The 17,573-nt window shown below is 71.9% G+C and carries 19 protein-coding genes and 1 pseudogene; 11 read left to right on the forward strand and 9 right to left on the reverse strand.

The features are described 5' to 3' along the window. Positions 1-1,897, forward strand: a 1,897-nt coding sequence (locus ETD85_RS47890; RefSeq protein WP_138696520.1) for a CHAT domain-containing protein, incomplete at its 5' end; no start/stop codon positions are given. Between the two features lie 62 nt (positions 1,898-1,959). Here the strand turns inward: ETD85_RS47890 and ETD85_RS47895 are convergent. The 4 genes and pseudogenes from ETD85_RS47895 to ETD85_RS47910 form a co-directional block, all read right to left on the reverse strand. Beyond that, positions 1,960-2,187, reverse strand: coding sequence for a hypothetical protein (locus ETD85_RS47895; RefSeq protein WP_138696521.1), 228 nt, complete (start codon positions 2,185-2,187; stop codon positions 1,960-1,962). A gap of 76 nt (positions 2,188-2,263) precedes the next feature. Beyond that, positions 2,264-3,619, reverse strand: a complete 1,356-nt coding sequence (tnpB, locus tag ETD85_RS47900; RefSeq protein ID WP_138696522.1) for an IS607 family element RNA-guided endonuclease TnpB — start codon at positions 3,617-3,619, stop codon at positions 2,264-2,266. Beyond that, positions 3,616-4,205 (reverse strand): annotated as a pseudogene (locus ETD85_RS47905) (IS607 family transposase). Before ETD85_RS47905 ends, tnpB begins: the two are co-directional and overlap by 4 nt. 335 nt (positions 4,206-4,540) lie before the next feature. Beyond that, positions 4,541-4,996, reverse strand: coding sequence for a hypothetical protein (locus ETD85_RS47910; RefSeq protein ID WP_138696523.1), 456 nt, complete (start codon positions 4,994-4,996; stop codon positions 4,541-4,543). 191 nt (positions 4,997-5,187) lie between these two features. Here ETD85_RS47910 and ETD85_RS47915 point away from each other — a divergent pair, with 191 nt between their 5' ends. Continuing rightward, positions 5,188-5,454, forward strand: coding sequence for a hypothetical protein (locus tag ETD85_RS47915; protein WP_138696524.1), 267 nt, complete (start codon positions 5,188-5,190; stop codon positions 5,452-5,454). An 80-nt stretch (positions 5,455-5,534) separates the two neighbouring features. Here the strand turns inward: ETD85_RS47915 and ETD85_RS47920 are convergent, their stop codons facing one another. After that, entirely contained in the window at positions 5,535-6,083 is a 549-nt protein-coding gene (locus ETD85_RS47920) for a GNAT family N-acetyltransferase (RefSeq protein ID WP_138696525.1), read from the reverse strand. 43 nt (positions 6,084-6,126) lie between these two features. Further along, positions 6,127-6,834, reverse strand: coding sequence for a sirohydrochlorin chelatase (locus ETD85_RS47925; RefSeq protein WP_240779915.1), 708 nt, complete (start codon positions 6,832-6,834; stop codon positions 6,127-6,129). 256 nt (positions 6,835-7,090) lie between these two features. Here ETD85_RS47925 and ETD85_RS47930 point away from each other — a divergent pair, with 256 nt between their 5' ends. Continuing rightward, positions 7,091-8,377: an MFS transporter gene (locus ETD85_RS47930; RefSeq protein WP_170247237.1), complete on the forward strand. Its 1,287-nt coding sequence runs from the start codon at positions 7,091-7,093 to the stop codon at positions 8,375-8,377. Here the strand turns inward: ETD85_RS47930 and ETD85_RS47935 are convergent. After that, positions 8,374-9,306, reverse strand: a complete 933-nt coding sequence (locus ETD85_RS47935; RefSeq protein WP_138696527.1) for an SPFH domain-containing protein — start codon at positions 9,304-9,306, stop codon at positions 8,374-8,376. The genes ETD85_RS47930 and ETD85_RS47935 overlap by 4 nt on opposite strands. A gap of 67 nt (positions 9,307-9,373) precedes the next feature. Next, positions 9,374-10,723: an MFS transporter gene (locus tag ETD85_RS47940; RefSeq protein WP_138696528.1), complete on the reverse strand. Its 1,350-nt coding sequence runs from the start codon at positions 10,721-10,723 to the stop codon at positions 9,374-9,376. A 93-nt stretch (positions 10,724-10,816) separates the two neighbouring features. On the opposite strand from ETD85_RS47940, the gene ETD85_RS47945 reads away from it, so the two are divergent. From ETD85_RS47945 to ETD85_RS47975, 7 genes are all read left to right on the forward strand, one after another. Then, positions 10,817-11,497: a GntR family transcriptional regulator gene (locus ETD85_RS47945; protein ID WP_138696529.1), complete on the forward strand. Its 681-nt coding sequence runs from the start codon at positions 10,817-10,819 to the stop codon at positions 11,495-11,497. Between the two features lie 9 nt (positions 11,498-11,506). Beyond that, positions 11,507-11,872, forward strand: coding sequence for a DUF2203 domain-containing protein (locus ETD85_RS47950; RefSeq protein WP_138696530.1), 366 nt, complete (start codon positions 11,507-11,509; stop codon positions 11,870-11,872). A gap of 113 nt (positions 11,873-11,985) precedes the next feature. After that, on the forward strand, positions 11,986-12,738 hold the full coding sequence (locus tag ETD85_RS47955) for an SDR family NAD(P)-dependent oxidoreductase (RefSeq protein WP_138696531.1): 753 nt from the start codon (positions 11,986-11,988) through the stop codon (positions 12,736-12,738). A 62-nt stretch (positions 12,739-12,800) separates the two neighbouring features. Beyond that, on the forward strand, positions 12,801-13,148 hold the full coding sequence (locus ETD85_RS47960; RefSeq protein WP_138696532.1) for an ArsR/SmtB family transcription factor: 348 nt from the start codon (positions 12,801-12,803) through the stop codon (positions 13,146-13,148). Continuing rightward, a complete protein-coding gene (locus ETD85_RS47965) occupies positions 13,141-13,617 on the forward strand; it encodes an SRPBCC domain-containing protein (protein ID WP_138696533.1) in 477 nt (158 codons plus the stop codon). The genes ETD85_RS47960 and ETD85_RS47965 overlap by 8 nt, the downstream gene beginning before the upstream one ends. Before the next feature lie 75 nt (positions 13,618-13,692). Then, the gene (locus ETD85_RS47970; protein WP_138696534.1) at positions 13,693-14,691 is read left to right on the forward strand and encodes a hypothetical protein; all 999 of its coding nucleotides are present in this window, start codon (positions 13,693-13,695) and stop codon (positions 14,689-14,691) included. A 5-nt stretch (positions 14,692-14,696) separates the two neighbouring features. Further along, the gene (locus ETD85_RS47975; RefSeq protein ID WP_138696535.1) at positions 14,697-15,671 is read left to right on the forward strand and encodes a hypothetical protein; all 975 of its coding nucleotides are present in this window, start codon (positions 14,697-14,699) and stop codon (positions 15,669-15,671) included. Positions 15,672-15,877: 206 nt separating this feature from the next. Here ETD85_RS47975 and ETD85_RS47980 read toward each other — a convergent pair whose 3' ends face one another. Then, complete coding sequence (locus tag ETD85_RS47980; RefSeq protein ID WP_138696536.1) at positions 15,878-16,645, reverse strand: VOC family protein; 768 nt, start codon at positions 16,643-16,645, stop codon at positions 15,878-15,880. A gap of 172 nt (positions 16,646-16,817) precedes the next feature. On the opposite strand from ETD85_RS47980, the gene ETD85_RS47985 reads away from it, so the two are divergent. Then, positions 16,818-17,447: an alpha-ketoglutarate-dependent dioxygenase AlkB gene (locus tag ETD85_RS47985; protein WP_138696537.1), complete on the forward strand. Its 630-nt coding sequence runs from the start codon at positions 16,818-16,820 to the stop codon at positions 17,445-17,447. Positions 17,448-17,573 lie beyond the last annotated feature (126 nt).

A 17,573-nucleotide genomic window follows, 5' to 3' on the forward strand; every position in this document is an offset into this window, starting at 1 on the left:
GGACGACTACGCGGGGCTGAGCCTGGTCCACGCGTGGCGGGGGGAGCACGAGCAGGCGCGGCTGTGCGCGGAGCGGGCGCTGGAGCTCGATCGCGCGGACGGGCGTGAGCGGGGGGTGGCGCTCGGGCTGATCGCACTCGCCCGCCTGGAGAACCCCGCCCCGGCCCCGGCCGAGCCGGGGGCCGACCGTGCGGAGGCGCCTGTCCCGGCGGCTGTCCCGGCGCCTGTTCCGGCGGCTGTCCGGCTGGAGGAGGCGCTGGCGGCGGCCAGGACGGCCGGCTTCAGGGCGGGGGAGGCGCTCGCACTGAGCGGCCTCGGCGCGCTCGACGTCGCCGCCGCCTCGTACGCCAGCGCCCACCGGCGCCTGTCCGCGGCCATCGAGCTGCTGGAGGAGCTCGGGCACGAGCCGGAGCTGGCCTTGGCGTGCCACCACCGCTCCATCGCCGCGGAGTCGCTCGGTGACCTGCCCGGAGCGCTCGCCGACGCGGAGCGCGCCTGCGAGCTCGGTCACGAGGCCGCCCGCGACGCCGCGATCAGACTCGCCGTACGCCTCAGACATGGGCTGACCGCCTGGACCCACGCCGAACAGGCCGTGCTCCCCGGGCGCGGCGACCGGAGGTGGCCCGCGCCGAGCGGCGTGCCCGGCGACCTCCTGGAGGCCGAGCAGCGCGCGCTCGACGCCGTACAGGCGCTCATGGCGGCCGCACGCCGCACCCGCGACCCGATCCAGGCCGCGACGCTGATCCAGCGCGCCCGCCGCACCGCCGAGACCGACCTGGAGGCGCTCCGGCGCCGCATCGAGCCCTCAGCCGCCGACTACATCGCCCTGCGCCGTGGCACCCCACTCGACAGGACGGAACTGGACGCCCTCGTCACCCCCGGCCCATCGAACGACGGGGAGCCGATCGGCCTGCTCGGGTTCCACGTCGGCGAGGAGACCGTGACCGTGCTGGCCCACCGCACCGGCTGGCCCGAACCGCGCGCCCTGCCCACCACCGTCACCCGCGACCTGCTGGCCGGCTTCCTCGGCACCGCCGGCGGCCGGCGCCCGGGACTGCTGGACATCGAAGCCCGCCGCCACCGTGCCACCCTCTGGCGCGGCCTGGCCGACCGGCTGCTCACCGACGCCCTCCAAGCCCTCGGCGACGACCTCGGCCTGCTCCACCTGTTCCCGCACGCCGACCTGAACAGAGTCCCGATCCACGCGCTCGCCCCGGACGGCCGCCCGCTCATCGAACGCTTCCCCGTCACCTACAGCCCCTCCGCCACCGTCCTCGCCCGCCTGCGCCACCGCGACCCGCCGGCGAGCGCAGGATCGCTGGTGATCGCCTTCACCCCCGGACCCGAGCCCGGACCGGACGATCAGCTGATCACCGGACGGAGCACGCTGGCGGCGGCGGACGACGTCGCAGCCCTGCTCGGCACCCGGACCCACTCGGGCCGCGCCGCCACCGCCGCGCTCCTGCCCGGCGCCTGGGACGTGGTCCACCTGGCCTGCCACGGCGTGTTCGACCAGGGCGACCCGTTCGGCTCAGGCATCCGGCTCGCCGACGGCCTCCTCACCGCCAGGCAGATCATGAGCATGAGCCTGAACGCCAGACTCGTCGTCATCGGCGAGCACGAACCCGCCCCGCCGGACACACCGCCGGGCGGCGACGACACAGCGGCGCTGGGCTACTCGTTCCTGCACGCCGGAGCGAGCTCGGTGCTGCTCCCGCTCTGGCCGGTCGCCGCCGAGATCACTCACGCGCTCATGCGCGACTTCCACACCGCTCTCCGCGACGGCACAGGCCCGGCACAGGCGCTGCGGGCGGCCGTGCTCGAACTGCGCGACCTGTACGGCCCCGCCGAGCCCGAGCTCTGGGCCCCGTACGTGCTGATCGGCCTGCCCGGCTAGCGTCGCGCCCCCGGAGCAGCGGGACGTGCAGGCCCTCGCCTACGCGGCAGCGAGGAGCGAGATCAGGAGCCGCCGAGCCATTTCGAGTCCGGCATGAGCGTGGCCGCGACCAGGTAGCCGAAGAACCCGACGGCCAGCCCCACCGCGTAGCCTCCGAAGACCTCCGGCACGGCGACCAGCGCGGTCACCGCGCCGCCGCCCACCGCGGCCAGGACCGCGGCGAGGCCGGTCAGCCCCACCGTGGCGCCCTCCCTGCGGCGCAGCATCCCGTAGGTGATCCAGCCGATCACGAGCCCGAAGCAGATCGCGGCCGAGCACGGCCATCCGAGAACCGTTACCTGAAACGTGCTCGAATGTGAGCGCATGTCAGGCAGCCGCCGGTTGCCCGGCGGCGGTCCCGGTCTGGTCGGCGGATGCCGTGCCGGGTTCACGCTTCACAGCCACCCGCCCGCGTGTGCGGGTCTTCTGGTCGGCTCCACGTGCTGTCACCGGGCCACTCCCGGCGGTGTCGAACTGCGCCGCCAGGGCGGCCAGATTCAGGGCGGCGTTGAGATCCCGGTCCAGGACCAGGCCGCATTCCTCGCAGTGGTACTCACGCTCGGACAGGGTCAGCTTGGTTTTCACCGCGCCGCAGCCCGAGCAGGTCTTCGAGGACGGATACCAGCGGTCGGCCACGAGCAGCCGAGCACCGTTCCACCCGGTCTTGTACGCCAACTGGCGGCGGATCTCCGCGAACCCGGCGTCGGCGATGTGCCGGGCGAGTTTGCGGTTGGCGAGCATGCCGGTGACGTTGAGGTCTTCGACCACGACCGTGCCGTGCTCGCGGGCCAGCCGGGTCGTCAGCTTGTGCAGGCCGTCGCGGCGCAGGCCGGCGACCTGGGCATGGGCGCGGCCGAGCCGGTTCGCGGCACGCCGCCAGCGGCTGGAAGGGTGCTGCCCCGTGCGCCGGTCCGGGCCGATCTTGCGCGACAATGCTCGGCTGAGCTGCCGCATCCGCTGTTGCGCGGTGCTCAGGTGTCGCGGGTTGTCCACCAGCTCACCGGTGGACAGTACCGCCAGGTGCGTGATCCCGACGTCCACACCGACCACGGAACCGGGTCGGGCAGGGGACCGTTCGGCGCGCTCGACTTCGACACAGAACGCGACATGCCACCGGCCGCCCTCGCGGCGCACTGTGGCGGACATGATCCGGGCCGTGCCGGCTTCCAGGCGGCGGGCGAGCTTGCGGGCCGACTCGTGCAACTTCAACCGGCCGAGCCGGGGCAGCACCACATGCATCCGGTCCGGCTCGACCCGGATCGCCCCGGTGGTGAACCGCACCGACGGGGTGGCGCGGCGACGGGACTTGAACCGGGGGAACCCGACCGGCCGCCCCTTGCGTTTACCGGTCCGGGAGCCGGCCCAGTTCTGCAACGCGCGGGCCAAGGCGTCCAGGCCGGTGTTGAACGCCTCCTTGGACACCTCGCCCCACCACGGCGCGACCTGCGCCTTGGCGGCGTTCCACGCCTTGCGCAGTCCGGCCAGCGACCACGACAACGCCGGGGTGAGCTGGTCGTCCGGCACGCCGTAGGTGCGTTCGGCCGCACGCTGGTCCATGATCGCCTTAGCCCGCGCCAGCGCCCAATTGTGCGCGACCCGCGCAGCCCCGGCATGCGCGAGCACAACGCGCTCCTGCCCTGGAGTGAGATCGAGAGCGAACCGGTACGCCTGGATCGACTTCACGCGGGCTCGCCTCCCGCGTCTGGACCACCTTTGGTGGCGGTGACCGCCCGCAGCGCCCGGTTGCGCGCTCCGCGTCGCCCGTACAGCCGGGCGCACATCGACGTCAGCACCTCGATCATGTCGCGGACCAGGTCGTCGGTAGTCTCACCTTCCTTGACCACGACCAGGCGACGGCCCTGGGCGGCCAGCGCCGCTTGCAGGTATTCCACGCCGAAGCGGGCCAACCGGTCCCGGTGCTCTACCCGATCACGGCGGCGTCCGGGTCGGCCAGCAGCCGCATCAGTTTGGGGCGACGGCCGTTCAGCCCGGATCCGACCTCGGTCACCGATGCGACCACAGGCAAACCCGCGCTGGTGGCGTAACCGGTCAGCCGCGCGATCTGCCGGTCCAGGCCGGCGCGCTGATCATGGGAGGAGACTCGCGCATAGAGCACGGCCCCGCCCGACGCGGCGGGACGCGGATCGTCCACGACGATCGTGCCGGTGGGCAGACGGCGAGCCGGAACAGGCATCTTGCCTTCCCGGAACCACCGGTATGCGGTCTGCGGATGAACACCCTGCGACCGTGCCCACTCAGCGAGCTTCACAGACTCATTGAAACACACGTTCGCTCACGTTCGGTAACACATTCTTGAACTGTTCACCACCCCCTCGTTGTCAGGCCGCCGCCACCTCGCGCGAGGCGGTGAAGCGTCGGCGCCGCAGGCATCGCCCGCCGGATGGATCATCGTTCACGATTGCACGTGGCACACCCGCCTGGCTAGACGCCAGAGGCAGAGACCACCCTCCACGGGCATCCCTCACAAGGACGGAAACCAGGTGCACCCCGGCGGCCGGCTCGCAGGCGTGCGGAGTCGCGGGCTGCGAACCGGCGCGCACCCCGCTGCCGGGCAGGCCCGTGGCTAGAGATTTGACCTGGTCGCTAGAGATATGACCTGGTCGCGCTCACCAGGTCGGCCTCGGCGTCGCGGGTGTCGACGGGGAGGGCGGAGTCGGGCGTGCGCTCGCGTACGTCCTGGTCGCGGATCGCGAACACGGCCGGCGCGACCCCCACGTCGCCGTAACGCGCGGTCACGGCCGCACCGATCGCCTGCCGCATGTCGTTGAGCACGTCTCTCGACGTGTGGCCGGGGCCCGAGGCGGCGAGATAGCCGAGCATCCCGGCGAAGCGCAGCTCCGCCCCGGCCGCCGGACGCTGCTCGGGGAGCACCGGCCGGTCCAGCCAGAACACCTTGCCCGCGAGGAACGCCCCGTAGCCGTCGCCGTCACGGCCCAGCACGCGTGCGGTCTCGGCGAGCAACTCCCCGAACTCGGCCAGCTCCGCCTCGGGCGGCAGGTCGGTGGTGACGAACAGGGGCACGATCAGCGCGTCGAGCATGTGACTATCCCTCCGTGAGGAGCCTCATCGTAGGATGCCGCACCGACAATCCTCGCGCTCGCCACTTGCCCCTCCTCGGAGCCGTCCGGTACGTGCCTTTGACCGCGCCCCAGGGCCGCCCGGTGGCCCGGTGAGCCCGGGGGGTCGACGGGTTCGGGCAGGCCGGGTGGGAGGCCGGTAAGATCGCGAGAATGGCGGCCGCCCTTCTGATCACCGGTACCGTCGGCGCGGGCAAGACCTCGGTCGCCGACGCCGCAGGCGACGCCCTCCCCGAGGTACGCAGGCGGCTGACCGGAAGGCATGCCTACGATCCGCAGGCACTCGGCTGGCACATCGACAGAGCCGCCGAATCGGCCGGCATCCTGGAAACCGCCCAGGTCGAGGACTACACCGTGGACGCCACCCACGGCACCCCTCCACAGGTCGCCGCCCAGGTCGTCGAAGGATGGCGGATCTAGCGGGCGGCCCTTCGACCGCGAGCCCAATAACCAGTGGTCCGCGTCCCCCAGCGGCGCCGGCGGCGGTCCTGGGGGCCGGGCTAGCGCTCGGTCCATTCGCCTTCTATCGCCGAGTGGACGATGGAGTCGCGCCAGCCGCCCGGCGTGTGCACGTGGTGGCGGATGCGCCCCTCCTCGACCATGCCCGCCGTCAGCATGGCGAGCTGGGCCGGCAGGTTGGCGGGGGAGCGGGCGCCCCACACGCGGTGCAGCCCGAGCTGCTTGAACCCGAACGACAGCAGCAGCCGTACGAGATCCGTCCCGATGCCCCGTCCCCACTGGTCGGGATGCAGGCCGAAACCGATCTCCGCGCTGTGCGGGTGGTCGGTCTCGATGCGCAGCCGGGCCACCCCGATCACATGGCGGCGCTGGGCGTCGACCACGGCCAGCACGTAGAGCAGGCGCGGCTCACGGGAGGCGGCCTCCACGGCCTGGTCGACCAGCTCGGCCACCTCGTGCAGGCTGCGCGGCGCGAACGGCATGTGCTGCGTCGCCGCGCGGTCACCGTAGATGGCGTGGAGTGCGGCCACGTCGGCCTCCGTGACCTCCCGGAGGCCGAGTCGCTCGCCGTTGCACACCACGCGCCGCATGCGCAGAACGTAACGCGAGTCCCGCGATCTCTACAAGCCTTTGTCAAGTCGCGAGTTGACTCCCGTAAGCTCGCGCGACAAGTTCTGCCACGGCGCTGTGCGCGCCGAGGGGCTGGGCGTGCCCGGCCCTGATCCCCGCGGCCGCGCTCTCCACGATCTCGGCGGGGGCCTCGTGGCCGATCAGGCAGGGGGCGACGGCGAGCCGTTCTGCGCCCGCCGCGCGCAGCCGCTGGGCCGCGACGGCGACTCCCGGCTCGCTGTCGAGCGAGGCGGCGACCACCGGCAACGTGAGCCTGGAGGCCAGGAGCACCGCGGTGGCCTGTACGGCGTGCACCGCGCGCTCGCCGCCGACCGTGCCGAGGATGACGGCGTCCACGGGGCTGGAGACGTTCAGCAGGCGTACCCGGTCGGCCCTGGCCAGGCCGCGCTCGGCCAGCCTGATGTGCAGGGCCTCGGCCAGCAGCGGGTGCGGGCCGAGCGCCTCGGTCGCGACGGCGCCCGAGCCGCTGGCGGCGATGGCCTTGCCGATCTCCGCCATGACGACGGGATCGTCCCAGGTGAGCAGGGGCACCACCACCGCGTCGCGCCCCGCGGGGAGGGCGTCCGCCAGATCGGTGACGCTGGTCAGGCGCACCTCGATCTGCGGGTTGTCGAGGCGTACGACGGCCGCGATCTCTTCGGCCACGCCTGCGGTGCCGCCGGGGGCGGCCAGCACCAGCATGGGGGCGTCCGGCGGCAGGGACGTGGGCACGGGACGGCGGTGACGACCGCCGCCCGGCCGGGGGGAACGTTCACGTACAGGCAGGCTCACAGGCGGGCATTTTATGCCTATTCGACGGTGGTTGTTCTGTGAATCGATGGCGATTCCGTCACAACGGCAAGCCTGTGATCGAGATCACTTCGTGATCGCCCGATACGTTGACTTATCGGTACAAACCGGGAAACTCTTGAGCAACTAGAAACGCGTTCTAGAGCGACAGTCACAGGACCGTCCCCGGAGGATGGGAATGAAGCCGTTCTATGTCCGCGAGCTGAGCGTCTACCCGGTCGGCAGCCGCCGCATCTTGTTGCTGGCGATAGCCGTCCTGGCGAGCCTGGTGGCCAACTTCGAGACCACCCTCGCCACCATCCTGCCCCTCCTCATGGACGACCTCGGCATGTCGCTCACCGTCTACGGGCAGATCGCCGCCCTGTCGGTGCTGGTGGGCGGGCTCTCGGCGGGGTTCGGCGGCATCCTGTCGGACCGCTGGGGCCGGGTCACGATCCTGGTGCCCACCCTGACGATCACCGCCGCCTGCAACTTCCTGCTCGCCACCGTGGACAGCGTGGCCGAGCTGTTCTGGATCCGCTGCCTGATGCTGTTCATCGAGGGCGCCGGGATAACGATCACCGCCTCGCTGGTGCGGGACTTCTCCCCGCGGCTGGGGCGGGCGCAGGCGTTCGCGTTCTGGACGTGGGGGCCGGTCGGGGCGTCCTTCCTGGCCTCGTTCATCGCGGGGTTCACGCTGCCGCTGTTCGACAACGCGTGGCAGTCGCAGGCGATCATCATGGGCTGCGTGTCGCTGGCGATGTGCGGGGTCATCATCTGGAAGATCGCCGAACCGTCGGCGGCGCTGCGGGCCCAGGTGCTCCAGGCCGAGCAGGCCGTGGAGGCCGGGCGGCACGCCGGCCACGGGCAGGTGCGCGAGCTGTTCAGGCATCCGCACCTGTGGGCGCACGTCCTCGGGAACACCGGCTGGCAGGTGCTCTACTGGACGTTCGCGATCTTCGGGCAGACGATCCTGGCCGACGCGTTCGGCCTCGACCCGGCCGCCGCGAACCGGGTCGTGGCGCTGGGCATCGTGCTCAACGCCCTGGCCGTGGTCGTGGTCGGGCGGCTGTCGGACCGGCTGCAGCTGCGCAAGCCGTTCACGGCCGCGGGCACGGTGCGGACCGCGGGCGCGCTGGCGTACTTCGTCGCCCTGGTCGGGCCCGGCGTCTCCGCCGCGCATGTGACGGTCGTGTACGCGCTGCTCTTCCTGTTCATGGGCATCGCGTACGTGCCCTGGATGGCGAACTTCTCCGAGAACGCCGAGGACGTCGAGTCCCGCCTCCAGGGCTCCGCGCTGGGCATCTGGGGCATGGTCGTCCGCATCATGATCGTGGCGCTGCTGATCGTCTCGCCGATGGTCGTCGAGGCGGGCGGCTGGGAGAGCTGGTTGCGGGTGGCGTTCGCCGGCCAGATCGTGTTCCTGATCTCGATGATCGCCTACAAGGGCAGATGGCGCAGGTCGAGGTCCGAGGTCACCGTCTAGCGGGAGGGCACGACCACCGACTGCGGGTTGCCGGGGGCGTAGACGGTGATGCCCTGGGGCAGCGACTTGAGCTTCTCGATCTCGGCGCAGGCGGGGCACTTGTCGTAGCCGTCCTGCCTGGCCTTGTTCGCCTCCGCCTCCGCCCTGGCCTGGGCGACCCGCGCCTGGGCCTCGGAGACCGCCGCGGAGGCGGCCAGCGAGCCGTCCACGGCCTTCTGCACCTCGGGCGGCAGCGTCACCTTGACCAGCGTGAACCGCAGCCCCGTGAGGAAGTCGCCGCCGAGCGTCGCGGGCAGGTCGCGGGCCAGCGAGGCGTTGACCGCGTCCTGGACCCTGGCGATGCTGGCGTTGCTGTCCTGCGGCTTGAGCCCGGGGCCGGCCAGCAGCGAGCAGGAGGGCACCAGCTCGGCGCAGCGCATCGCGCCGATCTGGGCGCGCAGCGAGTTGTCGATCACCGGGCGGACCGCCTGGCCGAAGAAGGCCGACCAGCCGTCGTCACCGTCCCACGGGTAGAGCGAGCGGTCGTCCTGGGCGCGGAAGGTGCGCGTGCCGTACTTGTCGTCGAACTTCTTCAGCGTCTCGTGGTCGCGGTTGAGCGTGAAGTAGAGGGTGCCTTCGATGCCGAGGTTCACGCCGTCGCTGCTCGGCACCGTCACCACGTCCACCCCGAGTGTGGTGGCCCGCTTGCCGTCCGCGGTGATCGTGTAGAAGCGCTGCTGCGCGGGATAGAGGTGGGTGGCCGACCACAGGCCGGTCCAGGTCAGGCCCGAGCCGGGGTCGATCACCTGGCGTACCTTGTTGTCGTCGAGCGGGCCGCCGTCGCGGACGACGGCCACCTCACCGCCGCCCGTGCTCTCCAGGCCCCGCACGCTCCCGATGAGCAGGGGGACGGCGATCAGCGCTGCGACGATGGCCAGGGCGATTCTCATCGGATCCCTTCCGCGCGGGCGGCGTTGGCAGCCGCCGCCCGCGGCTTTCGCGGCAGTCCTGCGGCACTCAGGCGAACGGGCCCACCTGGCCGGGCTGGGCGGCCTTGCGGGCGGTCTTCGGGGCGTCCACCGGCTCGGCGGCGGCCAGGTCGAGGTCACGCGTCTCCGGGGCGATGGCCAGCCCGACGGCCGTGATCGCCAGCGCGATGACCACGTAGACCGACACGGCGACCGTGCTCTGGTACATGTCGAAGAGCTGGAGCGCGATGATCGGCGCCAGCGCGCCGCCGACGATGCCGGCCACCTGGTAGCCCATCGAGGCGCCGCTGTAGCGCAGCCGCGTGCTGAACAGCTCGGCGATGAACGCGGCCTGCGGGCCGTACATCGCGGCGTGGGTGATCAGCGCGACGACCGCGGCCAGCGCGATCAGCGGGAACGACTTCGTGTCCAGCAGCGGGAAGAACGCGAACGCCCAGATCGCCGCGCCCACCGCGCCCGCGAAGTAGACGGGCCGCCGGCCCACCCGGTCCGACATCGAGCCGAACAGCGGGATCAGGACGAGCTGCAGCGCCGAGCCGATCAGCACCGCGTTCAGCGCATACGACCGCGGCAGGTCCAGCTGCTGGGTGAGGTAGACGACGATGTACGCGGTGAACGTGTAGAAGGCCACGTCCACCCCGATCCGCGCGGTGAACGCGGACAGCAGCGCCCGCGGATGCGTACGCAGCACCTCCAGCAGCGGCATCTTCGCCTTGGCGCCCCGCTGCTCGATCTCGGCGAACAACGGCGACTCGGTGATCCTGAGCCGCACCCACAGGCCCACGAACACCAGCGCGCCCGACAGCAGGAACGGCACCCGCCAGCCCCACGACAGGAACGCCTCGTCCGACTGCACCAGGTTCAGGATCGTGAGCAGCCCGGTCGCGAGCACGTAGCCCGCCGGCACGCCCACCTGCGGCCAGCTCGCGTTGAAGCCGCGCCGCCGCCCGTCGCCGTGCTCGAGCGACATGATGACCGCGCCGCCCCACTCGCCGCCGAGCCCGAGCCCCTGGACGAACCTGAGCAGCGCCAGCAGGATCGGCGCGATCACGCCCACGCTCGCGTAACCGGGCAGGACGCCGATCAGGAACGTCGAGACGCCCATCACCAGCAGCGTCACCACGAGCACGGTCTTGCGGCCGGCCCGGTCGCCGAAGTGGCCGAACACGATGCCGCCCAGCGGCCTGGCGACGAACGCCACGGCGTTGGTGGTCAGCGACGCGAGCGTCGCGCTGAACGGGTCGAGCGACGGGAAGAACAGCTTGGGGAAGACCAGGGTCGCCGCGGTCGTGTAGAGGAAGAAGTCGTACCACTCCAGCGACGTGCCGATCAGGCTGGCGAGGATCACCCGCCGGGTCTGTTGCGTGGAGCCTGACATCGATCGCTCCTTGAATCGAGGGGGGAATACTCATCAACGTAAGGATCGTTGAACAATTCGACAAGGGGTTTGCTCCATGATTCCCTGTCAAATGTGGACAACGTCGTCGCTGATCTCTCCCGGGACCGGCCCCGCCTGGGGCGCAGCAGCACGGCCGAGCGGGTCGCCGACATCCTTCGCGAGCGCATCAGCGAGGGCTTCTTCAGCCCTGGCCAGCGGCTGTCGGAGGAGTCCATCTCCGAGGCGCTCGGAGTCTCGCGCAACACGCTGCGCGAGGCGTTCCGGCTGCTCGGCCACGAGCGCCTGCTCGACCATCAGCTCAACCGGGGCGTGTTCGTGCGACTCCCCTCGGCCGAGGACGTCGCCGACCTCTACCGCGTCCGGCGCGTGCTGGAAGGCGCGGCGGCGCGGCGGACCCCCGGCGAGGAGCAGCTCGCCGTGATCAGGCAGGCCGTGCTCGACGCCGAGCGGGCCGCCGCGGACGACGACTGGCAGGGCGTCGGCACCGCCAACATCCGCTTCCACCAGGCGCTCGTCGCGCTGAACGAGAGCCCGCGGATCGACGAGGCGATGCGCCAGCTGCTGGCGGAGCTGCGGCTGGTGTTCCACGTGATGAAGAACCCGCGCGACTTCCACGAGCCGTTCGTCGATCGCAACCGCACGCTGCTCGGGCTGATCGAGTCGGGCAAGGCCGAGGAGGCCGCCGTCTATCTGGACGACTACCTCGACCACGCCGAACGCCTGCTCATCCACGCGTACGACCCCAACCGCTAACGTTTGCGCATGGACCGCAACTTCACCATCGAAGAGGCCCGATCGCTGCTCCCCGTCGTCATGGAGGAGGCCGGTGCGGTGATCGCCGCCCGCGCGGACCTGGCCGAGATCGACTTCGACCGGCGGGTCGCCGGCCGGTCCGAGCTGGGCGGGCTGCCCGAGATCAAGGCGCTGCAGGCCCGGATCGAGGAGATCGTCAGCGGGTGGAGCGAGCGCGGGATCGAGGTGAAGGGCATCGCGCCGGTGCTGATCGACTTCCCGGCGACGCTCGGCGGCGTCTCGGTCCGGCTCTGCTGGATCGAGGGCGAGCGGGAGCTGGGCTGGTATCACCGTACTGACCTGGGCTTCGCCGGGCGCCGCCCGCTCCCGTCCTGACGCGGGCCGCCCCTTCGAAAACACGGGAACGCCTTGACAGAGCCGAGCCAGGCCGTATATTCAACCTATCAGTTGATGAACCAATCGGTTGAATACGACGAAAGGAAGCGGGCATGCTCCTCGAGAACAAGGTCGCGGTGATCTACGGCGCGGGCGGCTCGATCGGCGGCGCGGCGGCACGCGCCTTCGCCCGCGAGGGCGCCAGGGTCTTCCTCGCCGGCCGCACCCTCGCCACCCTGGACAAGGTCGCCGCGGACATCAACGCCGCCGGCGGCGTGGCCGAGACGGCCCGGGTCGACGCGCTGGAGGAGGAGGCGGTGGACGACTTCACCGCCTCGGTGGCCGAGCGGGCCGGCGGCATCGACGTCTCGTTCAACGTCATCGGGGTCGGGGACGTGCAGAAGCCGCTGGCCGAGATCTCGGTCGCGGAGTTCCTGCAGCCGATCGAGACCGCCGCGCGCACGCAGTTCCTGACCGCCAGGGCCGCCGTCCGGCACATGATCCCGCGCGGGTCGGGAGTGATCCTGATGTTCGGCGGCGGCGGCCCCCAGACCCAGCCGGGGCTGGGCGGCTTCAAGGTCGCGCTCGACGCCGTGGAGGGGATCCGGCGGCAGTGGGCGTGCGAGTTCGGCAGGCACGGCGTGCGCGTCGTCACCATGATCACCGGCGGCGTGCCGGAGAGCCTCCCCGACGGGTTCCCGGGCAAGGCCGAGATCGTCGAAGGGCTGCGCGAGCCGACTCTGCTGGGGCGGACGGCGACCCTGGCCGACGTCGGCGACGTCGCCGCGTTCGTGGCCTCCGACCGGGCCGCGACCATGACTTCGGCGACCGTGAACATCTCCTGCGGCGCCATCGTGGACCATTGACCTGATCCACTCGGCAGGCGGGCGCCCCGCAGGCCGCGTACCCGACAGAAAGACCGGCACGGATGCCAGACGACCCGCTCAGCCTCACCTTCGCCGCACTGGCCGATCCGACGCGCCGGGCGATACTCGCCCGGCTGGCCGAGGGGGAGGCGACCGTCAACGAGCTGGCCGAGCCGTTCGACATGAGCCTGCAGGCCGTCTCCAAGCACCTCAAGGTGCTGGAGCGGGCCGGGCTCATCAGCAGGGGCAGAGAGGCGCAGTGGCGGCCCTGCCGCCTGGAGACGGCGCCGCTGGAGGGCGCGTCGGAGTGGATGGACCGCTACCGTGCGCGCTGGAGCGACCGGTTCGACCGGCTCGACCAGGAGATCAAGCGATTCCGGCACAAGCAGGAGAGGCACGACCATGAGTGAGACCGAGTTCGTCATCGAGCCCGGACGGCAGGACATCGTGATGGTGCGCATGATCGAGGCGGCTCCCGACGTGGTGTTCCAGGTCGTCACCGACCCGGAGCTGATCCCGAGGTGGTGGGGGCCGCACTCCCTGGGCACCCGCGTCGATCGCATGGAGGTCACCCCCGGCGGCCGCTGGCGCTTCGTCAACATCGACGCCCAGGGCGGCGAGTACGGCTTCGGCGGCGTCTACCACGACGTCGTGGCTCCGGAGCGGCTCGTGCGCACGTGGGAGTTCGAGGGCATGCCCGGCGAGGTGGCACTGGAGACGGTCACCCTCGCGGCCGTGCCCGGCGGGACGCGCTACGTGGCCCAGTCCGTGCACCAGTCGGTGGAGGCGCGCGACGCCATCATCAAGGGCGGCGGGCCGAAGGGCGGCCGCGAGGCCATGGACCGCCTCGCCGAGGTGCTCGCCGCCCGCGCGACCTGAGGAAGCGTGGCTGATCTGTGATCAACCGGACACACCACGTGGGTGTCTAACCGGTTGAGTGAAGGGATCGAAGCCATGAGGCACTCCTCAGCGACCGCCGCGCTCCTCGCGTCCGCGGTCATCGGCGGGCTGGGGCTCACACCCGCCGTCGCCCACGCCCAGGCCGGACCACCCGTGGCCCGCGGGGCCTGGATCGCGTCCTGCACCGACCGGAAGTCCGACCTCTCCTACCCCTGCGGCCACTGGCAGGTGCTCCTGCGCGACGGCGGCAGGCTCACCGTGCGCGGCGCGGCCACCACCACGGCCGACGGCGGCGGCAAGGAGGTCCGCGACACCAGCGCGTTCGCGATCAGCGCGGACGGCCGCGTGCTGGCCTACGAGCGGGCGGGCGATCACCGGCTGGTCGTCCGGCGGCTGGCCGGCGGCAAGGCGACGGTGCTGCCGAGGTCGGCGGTGCCCGCGGGCACCGGCACCGAGGGGCTCGGCCTCACCCTGTCACCCACCGGCGACAAGGTGCTGATCGACTTCCCCGACGAGGCGCGCCTGCCCGCCAAGGTGATCACGGTCGCCACCGGCAGGACCACGACGCTGCCCGCCAAGGACTCCATGATCGGCTTCAGCGGCGACGGTGGCGAGGTCCTCGCCACCCGCTTCCTGAGCGACAACACCACCAGGATGTACGCCTACCGCCTCGGTGGCGGCTCGATCAGGCGCACCCCGCCCCAGGTCGTCGCGAACGCCGCCGCCACGGCGCTGGCCCCCGACGGCGAGACCGTCGCCGCGCTCACCTCCGGCGACGCCGACAAGGGCAGGCCGCCCCGGCTGCGTGTCTACAACCTGGTCACCGGGGGGCTCTCGGCGGGCGTGGACCTGCCGGTCAAGGCCGGCGTGCAGCCCGGCCCCGCGTGGTGGACCGCCGACGGGCGGCTCAGGGTCACCGTCCGGAGCGGCGAGGAAGGCGAGCCGGCGGTGGTACGGGTGCTCACCGTCGATCCCGAATCGGGCGCCGCCACGCGGGCCGACTCCTACTCGATCAGCAAGACCCGGTACACCTTCATCGCGGCGGGGGAGTGAACGACATGAGGACCAGGCTCTTCGCGGTGCTCGCGGCCTGCTCGGTGGCGCTGGGCGGCGCCCCTTCCGCCGCGTACGCCCAGCCGCACGACCACCACGGCGACAGCATCCGCTACGCCTCGATCAGGAGCTGCCCGGCCAAGGACGGCACCCCCAAGCCGTGCGGCGGCTGGCGGCTCGTCATGCACAGCGGTGCGCAGCGCACGCTGACCGACGCCCAGGGGGTCGCGCTCGACGCCAAGGGCAAATCGACCCGCTACTTCCCGGCCGCCATCGCGGTCAGCGGGAACGGCCGGAAGATCGCGTACTTCACCAAGGCGGGGCGGCTGGCCGTACGCACGCTCGGGGGCGGCGTGCAGCTGCTCGCCAAGGACGCGCTGCCCCGGGTGGGGCAGAACGAGGTGACGCTGCTGCTGTCCGACGACGGCGCCCGGCTGGCCGCGGCAGTGGCGGGCGAGAAGCCGGTGGAGACCCGGATCTTCGACACGGCGACCGGGGCGCTGCTCGGCACCGTGCCCGGCGACCTGACCGTGGCGGGGTTCAGCGGCGACGGGGGCGAGGTGCTGACCAGCGTCCAGACCGAGGAGTCCGTCACCGACCTGGCCGTCTACAGCGACGAGGGCGAGCAGCTGGCCCGGGTCGCGCCGCCGCAGCTCGTCGCCTCGAACGGGCCGCAGGCGCTGGCCGCCGACGGGCGCACCGTCGCGAACGTCGTGACCGGGGCCCGGACCGAGCTGGTCACCTATGACCTGTCGTCCGACGAGGTGACCGGCCGCAAGAAGCTCAAGCTGCCGGCCGGGGACCTCCACATGATCGACTGGACGGGGGACACGCAGGTGACCCTCCACCTGATCCAGCACCTCTCCCGTGGCGCCAGGATGACGATCGTCCAGATCGACACCGAGACGGCCGCGGTCAAGGTCAGAGACCGGTACACGCTGCTGAAGGACACCTTCGTCTTCGCCGCGTGCGGCGGCTGAGGGCTGCGCCCGCGTCAGGCTGAGCGCTTCCTGACCGGTCCGGCGGAGCGGACGACGAGCCCCCGCCGGGGAGCGCGCCCGTACCGCTCCCGCGTGTTAAGGCATGGGGCCACGGGAATGAGTACCCGAAGCGGGCCCATGAGCTGCGAACTCGGCTCGACGGGCGACCGGGCCTGTGCGGACTGCGTACCGCACAGGCCCGTGGCTCACGCCGAGCTGGTGATGACGGCGAAGCGGGCGCCGAAGGGGTCGGCGAGGAAGGCCATCCGCCCGACCCCCTCCGTGGACGTCGCCGGAGCCCGCACCGTGCCGCCGAGCCGCTGCCCCAGGGCGACCGTGGCGTCGCAGCCGGGCACCTCGAAGTACGGCAGCCAGTGCGGGGTGTCACCGGGCTGGAGCTGGGCGATGCCGGCCACCGATGAGGTCTCGTCGCCCTCGGCCGGGGAGATCACGGGGTAGGACGTGTCGCCCATCGGCAGGTCTTCGATGCGCCAGCCGAAGACGGCCTCGTAGAAGGGGCGGATGGCGGCGGGGTCAGGGACGTGGAGCTCGGCCCAGCCCAGCGAGCCGGGGTCGGTGACCAGGCCGAGGCCCTTGGTGGCGCCCGGCTGCCACACGGCGAACCTGGCCCCCGCCGGGTCGGCGAAGACGCCCATCCGGCCCTGCCCCTCGATGTCGCGGGGCGCGCGGATGACCGTGCCCCCCGCCTGCTCGATCGTCTTGGCGACGGCGTCGGCGTCGGCCGTGCGGAAGTAGACCAGCCACTCCGCGCCCACGTCGTCCGGGAAGGCTCGCGCGATCCCGGCGACGGTCTTGCCGTCCACCTGGCAGAAGCGGTAGTCCCTGTGCTCGGGGCCCAGTGAGAGGGACCGCCACTCGAACAGCCTGGTGTAGAAGGTGTTGGACGCCTCCACGTCGGGGCTGCTGACGTCGATCCAGCAGGGGCTGCCGGGAAGGTAGTGGATGGTGAGCATGGAGTGCTCCTTCGTGTGACGAAGTGGTGGGTGGCCTCTTCACCTCACGCGGCGGTTTGAGGGCGACGCCACTCATATCCGGCGACTGCCAGCGTGGCACGCGCCACCGGCAGATCGCGGCCGAATGATCGAAATCGAATGTGTGTTTGAACTATGGGTTAGACTCGGCACCATGACAGCCGCGTTCCAAGCGTCTCTGCTCGGCCTCGACGACGAGCTCGCGATCGGCGCGCTCGGCGCCACGGTCCGCAGGACGCACCTCGACCACGGCGCCTGGATCGACGTGCGGCCCGGCTGGCTGGCCGGCGCCGACACCCTCTACGAACGCCTTGCCGCTGCGGTGCCCTGGCGCGCCGAGCGGCGGCGCATGTACGACCGGGTCGTCGACGTGCCACGGCTGCTGAAGTTCTACGACGAGGGGGAGACCCTGCCCGATCCGGTGCTCGACGACGCCAGACGCGCGCTCGACGCCCACTACGAGGAGGAGCTCGGAGAGCCGTTCCGCACGGCCGGGCTCTGCTTCTACCGTGACGGGCGCGACAGCGTGGCCTGGCACGGCGACACGATCGGCCGGGGGAGCACCGAGGACACCATGGTCGCGATCCTCTCGGTCGGCAGCCCCCGCCCGCTCCTGCTGCGCCCGCGCGGCGGCGGCCAGTCGATCCGGCGCGACCTCGGTCACGGAGATCTGATCGTGATGGGCGGGAGCTGCCAGCGCACCTGGGAGCACGCGATCCCGAAGACGGCCCGCCCGGCCGGGCCACGGATCAGCATCCAGTTCCGCCCACGCGGCGTCCGCTGAGCCGCCCCACCGCCGAGCCGTCCCCCCGCCGCTGGTTCGCCCACACCGAGGGCCCGGCGGCATGGGCGGAGGCTGGTCGTGCGGGCAGGGGGCGTGCGGGCAGGGGTCGAGGGAGCGGGCAGGCCC

This window comes from Nonomuraea zeae (assembly GCF_005889725.1).
Lineage (GTDB): Bacteria > Actinomycetota > Actinomycetes > Streptosporangiales > Streptosporangiaceae > Nonomuraea > Nonomuraea zeae.

What these genes read in the sequence shown, in the direction of transcription:
- ETD85_RS47910 (WP_138696523.1), bottom strand. Translation starts at nt 4,996, where the DNA reads ATGCTCGACGCGCTGATCGTGCCCCTGTTCGTCACCACCGACCTGCCG.
- ETD85_RS47915 (WP_138696524.1), top strand. Translation starts at nt 5,188, where the DNA reads ATGGCGGCCGCCCTTCTGATCACCGGTACCGTCGGCGCGGGCAAGACC.
- ETD85_RS47920 (WP_138696525.1), bottom strand. Translation starts at nt 6,083, where the DNA reads ATGCGGCGCGTGGTGTGCAACGGCGAGCGACTCGGCCTCCGGGAGGTC.
- ETD85_RS47930 (WP_170247237.1), top strand. Translation starts at nt 7,091, where the DNA reads ATGAAGCCGTTCTATGTCCGCGAGCTGAGCGTCTACCCGGTCGGCAGC.
- ETD85_RS47935 (WP_138696527.1), bottom strand. Translation starts at nt 9,306, where the DNA reads ATGAGAATCGCCCTGGCCATCGTCGCAGCGCTGATCGCCGTCCCCCTG.
- ETD85_RS47940 (WP_138696528.1), bottom strand. Translation starts at nt 10,723, where the DNA reads ATGTCAGGCTCCACGCAACAGACCCGGCGGGTGATCCTCGCCAGCCTG.
- ETD85_RS47950 (WP_138696530.1), top strand. Translation starts at nt 11,507, where the DNA reads ATGGACCGCAACTTCACCATCGAAGAGGCCCGATCGCTGCTCCCCGTC.
- ETD85_RS47955 (WP_138696531.1), top strand. Translation starts at nt 11,986, where the DNA reads ATGCTCCTCGAGAACAAGGTCGCGGTGATCTACGGCGCGGGCGGCTCG.
- ETD85_RS47960 (WP_138696532.1), top strand. Translation starts at nt 12,801, where the DNA reads ATGCCAGACGACCCGCTCAGCCTCACCTTCGCCGCACTGGCCGATCCG.
- ETD85_RS47965 (WP_138696533.1), top strand. Translation starts at nt 13,141, where the DNA reads ATGAGTGAGACCGAGTTCGTCATCGAGCCCGGACGGCAGGACATCGTG.
- ETD85_RS47970 (WP_138696534.1), top strand. Translation starts at nt 13,693, where the DNA reads ATGAGGCACTCCTCAGCGACCGCCGCGCTCCTCGCGTCCGCGGTCATC.
- ETD85_RS47975 (WP_138696535.1), top strand. Translation starts at nt 14,697, where the DNA reads ATGAGGACCAGGCTCTTCGCGGTGCTCGCGGCCTGCTCGGTGGCGCTG.
- ETD85_RS47980 (WP_138696536.1), bottom strand. Translation starts at nt 16,645, where the DNA reads ATGCTCACCATCCACTACCTTCCCGGCAGCCCCTGCTGGATCGACGTC.
- ETD85_RS47985 (WP_138696537.1), top strand. Translation starts at nt 16,818, where the DNA reads ATGACAGCCGCGTTCCAAGCGTCTCTGCTCGGCCTCGACGACGAGCTC.